Annotated in this window: 11 protein-coding genes and 1 tRNA gene; 1 reads left to right on the top strand and 11 read right to left on the bottom strand. The window is 41.8% G+C overall.

The window, feature by feature from the left end; all coding sequences use genetic code 11:
* Window positions 1-32: 32 nt before the first annotated feature.
* The 9 genes from V6C27_03610 to selD form a co-directional block, all read right to left on the bottom strand.
* Window positions 33-3,158 carry an efflux RND transporter permease subunit gene (locus tag V6C27_03610; GenBank protein MEG6615512.1) on the bottom strand — a complete coding sequence of 1,042 codons (3,126 nt, stop codon included), beginning with the start codon at window positions 3,156-3,158 and terminating at the stop codon, window positions 33-35.
* 1 nt (window position 3,159) lies between these two features.
* On the bottom strand, window positions 3,160-4,272 hold the full coding sequence (locus V6C27_03605; protein MEG6615511.1) for an efflux RND transporter periplasmic adaptor subunit: 1,113 nt from the start codon (window positions 4,270-4,272) through the stop codon (window positions 3,160-3,162).
* A 14-nt stretch (window positions 4,273-4,286) separates the two neighbouring features.
* On the bottom strand, window positions 4,287-4,745 hold the full coding sequence (locus tag V6C27_03600) for a MarR family transcriptional regulator (GenBank protein MEG6615510.1): 459 nt from the start codon (window positions 4,743-4,745) through the stop codon (window positions 4,287-4,289).
* A gap of 78 nt (window positions 4,746-4,823) precedes the next feature.
* On the bottom strand, window positions 4,824-5,243 hold the full coding sequence (locus V6C27_03595) for a helix-turn-helix domain-containing protein (protein MEG6615509.1): 420 nt from the start codon (window positions 5,241-5,243) through the stop codon (window positions 4,824-4,826).
* On the bottom strand, window positions 5,194-5,754 hold the full coding sequence (locus V6C27_03590; GenBank protein ID MEG6615508.1) for a TetR/AcrR family transcriptional regulator: 561 nt from the start codon (window positions 5,752-5,754) through the stop codon (window positions 5,194-5,196). Before V6C27_03590 ends, V6C27_03595 begins: the two co-directional genes overlap by 50 nt.
* Window positions 5,755-5,778: 24 nt before the next feature.
* Window positions 5,779-6,987: an MFS transporter gene (locus tag V6C27_03585; GenBank protein MEG6615507.1), complete on the bottom strand. Its 1,209-nt coding sequence runs from the start codon at window positions 6,985-6,987 to the stop codon at window positions 5,779-5,781.
* A 456-nt stretch (window positions 6,988-7,443) separates the two neighbouring features.
* Window positions 7,444-7,520: transfer RNA gene (locus V6C27_03580), tRNA-Pro, on the bottom strand.
* Window positions 7,521-7,632: 112 nt separating this feature from the next.
* On the bottom strand, window positions 7,633-8,235 hold the full coding sequence (gene yedF / locus V6C27_03575) for a sulfurtransferase-like selenium metabolism protein YedF (GenBank protein ID MEG6615506.1): 603 nt from the start codon (window positions 8,233-8,235) through the stop codon (window positions 7,633-7,635).
* Between the two features lie 12 nt (window positions 8,236-8,247).
* The gene (gene selD / locus V6C27_03570) at window positions 8,248-9,282 is read right to left on the bottom strand and encodes a selenide, water dikinase SelD (GenBank protein MEG6615505.1); all 1,035 of its coding nucleotides are present in this window, start codon (window positions 9,280-9,282) and stop codon (window positions 8,248-8,250) included.
* 222 nt (window positions 9,283-9,504) lie between these two features.
* Here selD and V6C27_03565 point away from each other — a divergent pair, with 222 nt between their 5' ends.
* On the top strand, window positions 9,505-9,789 hold the full coding sequence (locus V6C27_03565) for a hypothetical protein (protein ID MEG6615504.1): 285 nt from the start codon (window positions 9,505-9,507) through the stop codon (window positions 9,787-9,789).
* Window positions 9,790-9,848: 59 nt separating this feature from the next.
* Here V6C27_03565 and V6C27_03560 read toward each other — a convergent pair whose 3' ends face one another.
* Window positions 9,849-11,771: a PBP1A family penicillin-binding protein gene (locus V6C27_03560; protein ID MEG6615503.1), complete on the bottom strand. Its 1,923-nt coding sequence runs from the start codon at window positions 11,769-11,771 to the stop codon at window positions 9,849-9,851.
* A 105-nt stretch (window positions 11,772-11,876) separates the two neighbouring features.
* Window positions 11,877-12,554 carry a cell wall hydrolase gene (locus V6C27_03555; GenBank protein ID MEG6615502.1) on the bottom strand — a complete coding sequence of 226 codons (678 nt, stop codon included), beginning with the start codon at window positions 12,552-12,554 and terminating at the stop codon, window positions 11,877-11,879.
* Window positions 12,555-12,557: the final 3 nt, after the last annotated feature.

Genomic DNA, 12,557 nt, shown 5'->3' with positions numbered 1-12,557 from the left:
CAGGTTCACAAAGAGCCTGCGTTTGCATTTTGTTAATCTATTGGCAAATCCTTTTGCTTACCTGGTAGCCTTACTTTGCCGATGAAGCCTTTGATTTTTTTGCCCAAATCATCAAAGAGTGTATAAACCACTGGCACCAATACCAAGGTAACCAAGGTGGAAAGGGTCAAACCAAAGGTAACCACAACAGCCATCGGTTTCATGCCCTCTGAACCTTCACCGGTACCAAAGGCCAGCGGCACCATTGCCAACACTGTAACCATGGCGGTCATCAAAATGGGTCTTAATCTAATCGGGCCCGCTTGTTTCACCGCTTCGTTTCGCTCAATACCACGGCCCCTAAGGGTATTTATATAGTCAACTAGCACAATGGAGTTATTCAGCACAATACCCACCAGCATGATACAACCAATTAAAGCAGCCACACTTAATGGTGTACCTGTCACAAACAATCCCAGCATAACCCCAACTATTGTCGGTGGCAGCGCAAACATAATGATAAATGGATGGAACAGCGATTCAAATTGTGCCGCCATTACCATATAAACTAACACCACTGCTAGTAACAGCGCTAAGCCTAATTGAACAAAGGATTCAGCCATGTCCTCTGATTGACCACCCAGTTCATAGGTGTATCCGGCTGGAAAAGCCATTTTACTGAGTTGTGCTTCGATATCTTTATTGATACTACCTAAATCCCGTCCAGTGATATCAGCCTCAATAGACACCGTTCTAGCTTGGTCAGACCGGGTAATTTGCACCGGTGCATCACCGATACCGATATCCGCCACCGAACTGAGCGCCACCTTTGCCCCGGTGGCAGAGGTGATCATTAAGCTCTCCAATTGTTCCATTGTTTGATCATAATCATCGGCATACATTAACCGAATGTCCACTTCATCATCACCAGTGCGCACAGAGCCAACAACCTGACCATCAAAGGCGATCCGTACCGCCGACATTACTTGGGATGCAGATAGACCATACATCGAGGCTTGCTCCCGGTCTACATGTACCTGTACCTCAGCCCGGGATTCATCAAGGGAGTTGGTAACGTTTCGGGTTCCCTCAACGTTTTCAACCACTTGGGCAACCAATGCACCTAATTCTGTCAATACATCCAGGTCATCACCGCTAATGGTAATACTCACCGGTTTACCACTACTCATACCGTCTGAAGCTTGGATGCGGATGGTGGCCCCAGGAATATCACCCAAAGTACCGCGCAAGCCTTCCATCGCTTCGTCGGTGGTATAGTTTCGCTGATCACTGGGCAGTAATTTTACCATAATGCTTGCTTCATTACTATTTGAAGTACCCATACCAGCGGTTCCACTGGTACCAACTTGACTAAACATCAGCTGGTGATCCGGCAGTTGTTGGTCAATAGTTTGTTCTATTTGTTTAGATAGCCTGGTGGTTTCTTCCAACTTGGTACCGGGTTCCAATTCAAGATAAACGGTAAATTCACCTTGGTCCATGGAAGGCATAAATTCCATCCCCACCAAAGGCGTCAGTGCCAAGCTAGCCACCAATAAGACAATTGTCAATAAAACAACGGTTTTTCTATGACCCAATGACCAAGCCAGCAATTTACCATAGCGCTTGCTTAAATTAGAGAAGAACCTATTAAACAACAGCGCTGGGTTTAAAGTTTTACCTTCAGGAAGAGCTTCCTCAGGGGAAGCTACCCTTGTCAACATGCGCGAACTCATCATTGGAGTCATGGTCAATGCCGCAAATAATGCTGCAACGTGCGATATAACCACCGTCAATGCCAATGGGCCAAGCAAAATACCTGCCAAGCCTTCCACAAAAATCATTGGTGCAAAAACAACACATTGTGCCATACCCGATGCGAACACCGCACTGCCCACTTCGGCAGTACCAGTCTTAGCTGCATCGATGGCATTGTAATCATTTTGTCGATAGCGGAAAATACTTTCTAAAACCACCACCGAAAAGTCCACCAGCGATCCTAGCCCTAACGCTAAACCTCCCAATGACAACAGGTTTATCGTCTGACCACTAAAGTACATCATGGTAAAGGTGGCTATTACCGCAAAGGGCATAACCGTAATGACCACAATGGTACTGCGCACACTGTTAAGGAACAGGTACAAAATAATAATTGCCAAGATACCACCCATCATAGCGTGATGCACAACAGTATCAATGGAGTCAGTGATAAAGGTGGAGGTGTCCATAATCTCGGTTAATTTAATTCCATCGGGTAAAGATTGATTTAACCGCTCAATTTCTGCTTTTGCTGCATCAGCAACCTGAACGGTGTTTTCGCCCGATGCTTTAAACAAAACCAGCGCTAGAGCTTGTTCTCCGTTGGCATAACCAATTTGAGTAACCTCTTTGTAGTCTGCCTTTATTTCTGCAATATCCGATAACTTAATGTTACCACCAGTACCGAGGGGAATTTCGATGGTGGACAAATCATCTACAGATTGATAGTCCCCTTCAACCCTAATGGCCATTTTAGCTTTACCTTGATCCACCGAACCAGCAGTACCGGTGATGTTGTCTCCAGCAATGGCCGCCGACACTTGGTTAGATGTCAAGCCATAGGTTTCCATTTTCGCTCTGTCCAACAGCACTTGGAATTCTCGATCCCGGCCACCATACAATTGGACCGAAGCAATGCCGTCAACCCGCTCCAAATTACTTTTAATTGAATCTTCGGCAATATCATTTAACTGAACTAAGTCTTTGCCGGTAACACCATACACCATAATTGGCATGCTGCTGGGATCCATTTTCATAATCATTGGCGATCCAGCACCGTCCGGCAGGTACTCCCGGTACATGTCTATCTTATCCCGGACTTCATTGGTTGCATTGTCAATGTCGGTACCCCAGTTAAACATCATCACAACCATCGACATACCAGTTGATGAGATGGATTGAATACTATCGAGATTACTGACAGTACCCACCGCCGACTCCAGTGGCTTACTAATAATCTTTTCTACCTCGGCGGGATCGGCACCATCATAAGTTGTTGCCACCACCACCACTGGAATCTCCATATCTGGGAATAAGTCCACCGCTAATCTCGGCAATGAAACCAAACCTAAAATTAACAGGGCCACAAGCAGCATGGATATGGCAACTGGGCGATCTACTGAAAAGTTAGCTATTTTCACCTTACTTCACTCCTGGCTTATCAGTACTTTGACTTTTTACTACTTCCACTTTCTGTCCGTCGCCAACCAATCTATTGCCTGTTACAATTACCTGTTCTTTACCTTCTAAGCCCTCAAGAATCTGTATTTGGTCTGCGTTTTTCTCGCCCACAGTGACTACACGTTCTTTGGCGACACCTTTTTCAACAACAAATACTTTATTGATGCCATTATCATCCAACACTGCATCAACCGGGACAACAATGGTATTGGTTGCCTTGCCGGTGGAAAGTGTCAGCTTAGCCACCATGCCGGCTAATACCTTACCGTCTTGGTTAGGAATTTTTACTTCCACAGGGTAGGATTTTGTTCTAGTGTCCACTTTGGGAGCAATGGTTGTTATGGTTCCGGTAACCTTTTGATTAATAGACGGTATGGTTACATCCACCTGCTGTCCTACTGAAATATTGTTAATCACGTTTTCTGAGATATTAAGTTTCACAATCAAACTATTTAAGTTAGCAATTTCAGCCACCATACTTTGAGCGCTGACCATCTCACCAACTTCAGTATTCAAAGCAGTGATCTTACCACTAATGGGCGCCACAATTTTAAGCTCACTTAATGTATTTTTGGCAATATCTAAATTAACCTGTGCTTGCTTATGACTGGCTTGGGCTGTTTTTAGAGCATTTTCTACCTGTTCAAAATCTGCCTCGGAAATGGCACTGGCCTCGTATAACTGTTTGTAACGGTCATAGTTACTTTGGGCAGATTCCAATTGAACTTGACTCAGGTCTATGGCCGCCTCTGCCCTACGCAAATCGTTGTTGGCATCGGTGTCATCTAATTCCATTAGCAGTGATCCTTGATTAACCGATTGACCAACTTGTATATGTATTGCTTTAACCCTGGTGGGTAAAGAATTTTTCGGCGCAACCGTTACCTCCTTGATGGCTTGGGTTTCGCCAGTTACTTCCAATTGCTTGTTAAAATCTGTTTTAGCAGCCACCATCACTTCTACCGGCACTATTTTTTCTTCCACTTGGGCTTGCTGTGGTTGCTGACCACAACCCACCATCAGCAAAAATAAAGCTATTAATACCAAGCTCAGTAAGATTTTTTTTCTGCCCACGTTTTTCTCTCCTTTTAAACTGAATTAGTTTTCTCTAAACTACTGATTATATCGTATATTTTATAAAGAATGTTAATTAAATTATCAACATCCTCTGCTGGTAATTTATTAAAGAGAGCGGTTAAGTGCTCAACACTTTCAGACTCTAATTTGTTATATAATTGCCGCCCCTCATCTGATAATGTTATCATCACCACTCGCCGATCACTCTCGCTGCGTTCCCTGGTAATTAAATTTTGTTTGTGTAAGCGATCTGCTAAACTGGTAATGGCCCCGGATGTAACCCCCATTAATTGAGCAATATGGGATGGTGTACAGGGGCCTTGCTGCAGTAGGATATGTAACAAAAACATTTGGGGTAAAGATAAGGTACTATTTAGTCTTTTGGTCATATAGTTTTGAAAAAGGCGATGCAGAGATTCATTTAAGCCAATAAATTCTTTGATTTTACTTTGGTCAATGCCATGCTGCAAATTTATACCTCCCTCCTCTTAAAGGTTATTGCAATTTATTAATTACATAAATGATTTAAACATTAAGATAATATCTCGTTAGAATAACCATGTCAAGTAAAAAATATAAAAGAAAAAATGGGTATTCGGATTTTGTGGTGGAAAAGGGTATTTGCGTTCGACATTAGTCAGTACAAGACGGGGGCTATGGATAATATGTATTTCATCAATCCCAAGCCCTTTAGGAATCTCAAATCGGTATTCTCGTTCTTTGAATGCCACATGATCTTTAAAAACGTTTCTAACAGTCTTTTCATCTACACCAACGTTTTCGGCTACTTGCACAAAGATCTTAGACATGGATTGTTCTTCAATGGACTCTAACAACCTTTTAGTCATACTACGCTTTTCGTCAATGGATATAAGGCGTTCCCAAAATGTGGAGCCACACGCACGACATTTATAACGTCTACGGTTTACTTGTAAGCCTACTCGCTTTAAACGAATAGGCAGGTCCATGAACGGTTTTTATTAAATTTACTAAGAGATTTAAGGCAGACTCAAGCTCCTTCTCCGAGTAGTAATTATCTTTAGTAAATATCCCATTTGTTGTTAAGACTACTAAAGTAACCCATTCATTAGAAAGTTCCTTAGACAACTCTTCTACTACCCCTTCATAAAACTTCTCCCAAAGAACTTTTATCTCTTCATTAACATCGTAATTAAATAAAGACATATATGCTTTTGTCTCATCGCTTTTTGAAGCCAATAGGCAGGCATGGAGATAAGATTCTGTGTATGTTGCTCTGATACTTCTTTCATCAATGATTAATTGTTCAATATAACCAATGATGTATTCGTGCAATGATTTTATTAATACATCCTTTGAGGCGAAATGATAAATCAAGCCACCCTTACTAATTTTTGCTTCATCACAGACATTCTGAATGGAAAAATTGTTGATTCCCTTTTCTGAAATTACTTTTACTGCAGCTTGAAAAATCAACTCTTTCTTATTCTCTGCCCTCATTCAACCACCTTCTATATAATATAATTAATTCCTCAGATAGTCTTTAGCTCTTAACGCAATAGTTGTAGCTATAATCAAGCCGATCAAAGAAAATGCGAGTAACACGTATTGAATATTAACACCAATTGCGGTAAGAATGCTAACCAAACCATAAGCAAGTGGATCAAATCCATTCATAGCCAGGAAAATGATACTCATTACTCTTCCCATTAATCGGCTATCAGTCTGTTCTTGTGCAGCAGTAAAAAATGGTATATAAACAAATGACATGGAAAATCCAATAAAGAATCCAATCACCGTAAGAATCATTAAGTTTGATACTTGGCTAAATATCAAAGCTGTAATTAACGTAGCAAATAAACCGAATGTAGAAACCAACCCTTTCCTATTTATCTTAACAAAACTTAGTATCATAGTACTAATTAACATACCCACCATTTGAGACGATTCTAAAAGGCTAAGATTAATAGGAGTCCCATCAAATAATTCAACTAGAATAGGAATGGCAATGTGCAACGCCCCAAAAACGAAAAAATTCATCGTTATCAAAGTAAGAATCCCAACCATTAGAAAACGGCTTTTTCGTAGATAAGAAAATCCATCTTTTAAATTTTGTAACGGTGTGGCCTTTCCGATATCTTCAACTGCAGTTTCTTTAATAAATGGTGGAAAGATAATTGCCGCTGACATGAATACTAAAATGGTAGCCACTAAATAGCTCAATTCTATACTTGCCACTTCCATAACCAATCCCGCAAGTATTGGACCACCGATATAGGCAATCTGGTCTACACCCTGAAAATAAGCGTTAGCTTGTTGTAACTGATTTTTTTTTACGATTTTTGGAATCATAGCTGAACTTGCTGGCCCAAAAAAGGCATCTAAGGTTCCGAACAATCCGGATAGTACTAATAACCAAGTTAAATTCAATTGATCAGTAACAAGTAAAAGAAACAATATTAACAATAAAAAACTTTGAATCAGATTAGTGGTAAACATGATGGTTGTCTTTTTATACTTGTCAGCTAAAACACCACCAAAAGTCATCATGATTAACCTTGGTACCGTGGCGGCTATTAAGATTAAACCTAACGATCCCGCTGAACCCAATACCGTCACTGCATACCATGTGGTGGTTGTTAAAAATACACTAAACCCCAGTACGGCAAATATTCCAGCAGTTAATAAAAGACTAAATGTGCGCTTACGAAATAAAGAATCATCTTTTGGCATGGTTATTCCCCTATATAATAAAAATTGTACCGAACGTTCGGTATAGTTTTTATTATATATTTCTAATTTGTTTAAGTCAACGGCAAATATGAAAAAACTCTTATACTAACTAAAAATGTGTTCAAATCAGCTGATTGATCATGAGAATAACCCAACGAAAAATGGTTTCACTTATCTTTTTTTGATAAACGAAACCACCTTTACTTTTTGGCTAGTTATGCCACTGCCTCTTTTATATACTTTTTGCATTAAACTGCCCGTTAGTTACACAAGGATCTATATTAAATTCTTCCATTCAATCATTCGAATACCCCGATACAGTGTTTTAATTTTTTCACAAAGTATCACTTGTATTTGATTGATACTATTATGCTACTATTGATTGACACAACATTCCACCATATATTCCGAAGACCCGAAAAAATAAACCCCACTAGTATTATTACCAATGGGGTTTGGTCGGGATGACAGGACTTGAACCTGCGGCCTCTGCGTCCCGAACGCAGCGCTCTACCAAGCTGAGCTACATCCCGAAGCCGCATTTAATATTATGCAACAATATAGCAATAAAGTCAATATTAAAATACATAATAAGGTAATTATTCACAAAACAATACCGGGTAAAACCGGTATTGTTTTGTGAAATTAAGCGATGGCGATCACCTTTCCCGTTTGCATTTTTTGAACAATCTCAAACATGTTACTCACTTTACCCACCAACAACCGATCCTTGATTTTAAAATAATCTAAGCAGGTACCGCAGACCAGCATTTCGGTTCCTCTATTTTGTATCTCTCCTAATAATTTTACAACGTGTGACCCCTCACATGCCAATTTAGCGCCAGTGTTCATAAAGATTAGCGCCATCGGTGCTGGGTCCAACTCCTTCAGCGTGACCATAAAACTTTTCATCAACACAAAACCCAACTCCGGTGGGCCTTGTCCCAACGCATCGGTGGTAATTGTATAAATTGTATTTCCGTCAGGTTTTGCTTCCAACACCTGATTTACTTCAAGGGGCTGTTCCGGGGTTAATTCCCCTTTTATAATAGTAATAATAAACTTACCGTCTTGCTCTGCCACCTCGGTCTTGCAACCTGTGTTTTCAGCGAACCTAGTTACATTTTCTTTGGCCACACTGTTGTCCACAATGGAGACAACCACACCGCTGTCTATTTCATCCAACGCCCTTTTGGTGTTGATCACCGGTTGGGGACAGGCTAAGCCGCAATTATCCACTTCTCTCATATATACCACTCCTTAGACCACCTTAATTAGCTGTTCACCGGCAGCAAGCACCCGACCGATTGCCGCTCCCGGCACTTGTTGGGCGGTTAACAATTTTAGCATCATATCTACTTTTTCCTCCGGCACACTGATTAATAACCCACCAGAAGTTTGTGGATCAAACATAACATCCTGTAGCTCCCGCGGAACATTGCTTGCAAATGTTACATCCGCACCAATATGGTGACGATTGCTATAGGCGCCGCCTGGAATTAACCCCATTTGTGCCAGTTCTAACACCCCTGGCAACACTGGACACTCTGCAGACCATAGTTCTAACGCGACGTTACTACCCTTCGCCATTTCCGCTGCATGCCCCAACAGGCCAAAACCGGTGATGTCAGTGCAAGCATTGACGCCCACTTTATCCATAGCCTCAGCTGCCGGTTTATTTAACCTGGCCATATACTTTACCGCTTCAGCTACCGTATGCTCCTCTGCCAGGTTACCTTTAACGGCTGTGTTGACAATACCAGTGCCTAGCGGCTTAGTCAACACCAGCACATCCCCTGGTTTAGCAGCGGCATTGGCCAATATTTTGTGGGGATGTACCGTGCCCATAACCGCTAGGCCGTATTTAGGCTCATCATCTTGAACGGAATGACCGCCAGCAATTACCGCGCCAGCTTCACAAACCTTATCGGCACCGCCGCGCAATATTGCCCCCAGCACCTCTGTTGGCAAACAACTGGGAAAGCACACAATATTTAAGGCCAATATTGGTTTGCCACCCATGGCATAAACATCACTCAAAGCATTGGCAGCAGCAATTTGCCCAAATAAATAAGGGTCATCTACCATCGGAGGGAAAAAGTCTATTGTCTGAATAACTGCAGCATCATCATTTAATCGGTATACCGCAGCATCGTCAGACGTATCCAACCCCACCATTAAGTTGGGGTCACTTATTTTTGGCATATGTCGCAGCACCTGCGACAGGGTTTCCGGCCCTATTTTAGCCGCTCAACCGGAAGCCTTTGTCAATTGTGTCAGTTTTACTTCCTTAATGACCACATCTCTCCCTCCTTGCTGTATTTAAAAAGTATTTTGCATTCAGCAGCAATAATCCTTTATTTTTGGCATTCCATTTGATAATATAACTGTTAATATACTTTTTTCAAAGCAGTTGTTATACCCTTATAAGCACTAAAAATCACAAGCCTAGTATACTTTCAACAAGAGCTGACTAAACTAGAAATGTTACTCCAATAAGCAGATGAGGTGATATCATTGCTTAATACCCCCGAGCCTGTTTGGTATAATAGTTTAACCAGCGACCAAGCCATTGCTTACATTGAAGAATCCCCCTTTGGCAAAGATTGGGAAGGAAACTTTCTCGAATTAACTGCCCTCAGCTGGTGTCCAAAGACTGGTACTTTAGAATTCTCCGACGGGCGGTATAAAAGCACAATTCAATTCCTACCTAATTATAGCATTAGGTATATTGGCGATAATAATCCATTAAACATGGTGGAGGCAGCAATGGCAGAGCAAAGGAAAAAACAAGCACTGTAACAATTGCATTTATATTACCAGAATAAAAATCCACCCGTTGGTGGATTTTTGTTATTGCATTATCTTGACCAATGGTCGCCACTACAAACTGCAATCGGTTCGGTTCCTGCCACAAAGGGTACATCTATCACCCCTGTGCTGGCCGGTGACGATAGCAAACCATCCCATAAGCACACTGGTTTAAATATTATTCCCTTGGGTATTACAAAATCTGTTGGCGATTGCTCAGCCAATGATTCTTTTATAAACTGAGCCCAAATTGGTCCGGCAATTTCACCACCATATTTACCAACATTTTTCTTTTGATCGTCTTTGTCTTCATCATATCCCACGTAGACCGCCGCTGTCACCTGGGGTGTATAACCGACAAACCAGGCATCATGCAGATCATCGGTGGTTCCGGTTTTTCCGGCAGCTGGTCGTTGACCGATAATTGTCCGCAAATTTGCCCCGGTACCTCCCGGCTCTAATGCACTTTCAAGCATGTTGGTAACGATATAAGCATCCTTTTCATCCATCACTTTAACAAGTTTACTTCTTTGACTATATAACACATTGCCATCTCGGTCTAAAACCCGGGTAAAATATATGGGTTCGGCATAAATGCCACCATTGGCAAATACTCCATAGGCGCTGGCAATGTCCAGCGGAGTTACCAGCGAGGTGCCCAGTGCCAACGAATCCACTGGCTCTAGCTTGGTCTTGATACCCAATCGCTGTGCCAATTCCACAACATTTTCTGGACCCACTTGCACATTCAACTTAACAGAAACTACGTTATCGGAAATCTTCAGGGCTTCTTTAAGGGTCATTGGTCGGTAATGATAGTTGGCACCGTGATCGGTGGGTACATAATCCTCACCATTGGCCTGGGGTATTTTAATGGGATCACAAGAAAATGTAGTGGCTGCGGTCAAACCCTGTTCCAATGCTGCGGCATAGACAAAGGGCTTAAAGGCCGAACCAGGTTGGCGGGCGCTATCCACAGCACGATTTAGCTGGGATTTACCGTAGTCCCTTCCCCCCACCATTGCCATTATATAACCATTTTGCGGGTTAATAGCCACCAAAGCCCCCTGTAAATTTTCTGGTTCCTGAGCTAATACTTGTTGCATCGCTTGTTCGGCAGCCTGCTGCATTTTTAAATCCAAGGTGGTTTCTATGATCAAGCCTTCGGTGTATAGCCTTTCTTTTCCCCCTGGCACCAATTGATCCAACTGCTCGATTAATTCCGCCACAAAATAAGCTGCTCTGCGCCCAGTGTTATCAGCGGCCTTAATGCTAATATTTTCTTTAACCGCTGCATCTAATTCTGCCTTTGTTATATATTCCAAGGCAAACATCCGATTTAGTACTATTTCCTGTCTTTCTTTGGCCGCTGAATAGTTTTCCGGTAGTGAATAATAACTGGGTCCCTTTAGAAAACCAGCCAACATGGCACTTTCTGCCAACGTTAAATCTTTGGCATCCTTATTAAAATATGCATTGGCGGCAGTTTGCACCCCATAGGTACCTTGGCCGAAATAGACGGTATTGAGGTATTGATTTAGTATTTCATCTTTGGTATAGGCACGTTCCAATTGAATGGCATAATAAAGTTCTTTAACTTTGCGGGTAAAGGTGCGCTCATGGGTTAAATACAAATTCTTTGCCAATTGTTGCGTAATGGTGCTACCACCTTCGACAATTTTTCCCGCCCGCAGGTTATTATAAGCGGCTCGGACCAACCCTATGGGATCAACCCCATAATGTTGATAAAACCGATAATCTTCTATGGCAACCAGGGCATTTTGCATATCATTTGATATTTCATCTAAATCCACCGGGTAACGATTAAACTCACCGATCTGGGTAATTAACTTGCCCGAAGAATCCAATATTCTGGAAGCTACTGGCACGTCGGGTTCAGGTAATTCGCCTAGGGAAGAACTGCAGCCTGCCAATATAAATAAGCATAATAATATTACCCATACCTGTCGCAAATAAGCCTCCACTCCTTATAACTAAGATATTAAAGTTATACCCAATAATAAAGAACTCCAACCAAGGGGTAGGAGTTCTTGCCAGAGCCGTGAAAAACATCTAAATTATACTTTGGTTGATGAAGCAAATACATGATTGCCAATTCTGGTGATTACCGGCAATGTTCTAATCCATTTATCAGAACAGGCCTCCGGATTATAAAAAAACAGAGCTCCATTTGTGGGATCATCACCCTTTAGGGCCTGTTGTGCAGCCAGTATTGAGCTGTCATCGGGCTCTAAATTTATTGATCCGTCTGCCACTGGACTGAACTGATATACATATTGGTTTCTTTCCAGAATGACCTCTCTAATACTATGGGGAAAATAGGGACTGTTCATTCTATTGATGATAACCGCCCCCACAGCCACCTTGCCAGTGAAGCTTTCTCCCCGAGCTTCCGCATGTATCAATCGTGCCAGCAACATTATATCTTCATTGGTAATGTTGTGATTGTTCCTGGAACTAAGCATCACTTTGCCATTTTGGGGTGGCAAATATAGCTTTTGTCCAATTAATATCTTTGTGCTTTCCAAACCATTATATTGCATCAACTTACCTACAGTTGTTTGATGTTCCCTGCTAATTTGATAAAGCGTATCTCCCTCCTGCACAATATAACACATATTCGTCACATCTGTGACATCCGAACTCTCACCAGCGATGGCAACCCCGGTAACAAATAACGTAATGGCCATCAGTAACAATAATTCTGTGGCGAGCATACGGATTTTTTTATACATTTG

It is taken from the genome of Peptococcaceae bacterium 1198_IL3148 (assembly GCA_036763105.1).
In the GTDB taxonomy this organism is placed as follows: Bacteria; Bacillota; Desulfotomaculia; order Desulfotomaculales; family Desulfohalotomaculaceae; genus JBAIYS01.
Note: the sequence above shows the minus strand (reverse complement) of the source record. Positions and strands in the feature narration are given on the sequence as shown.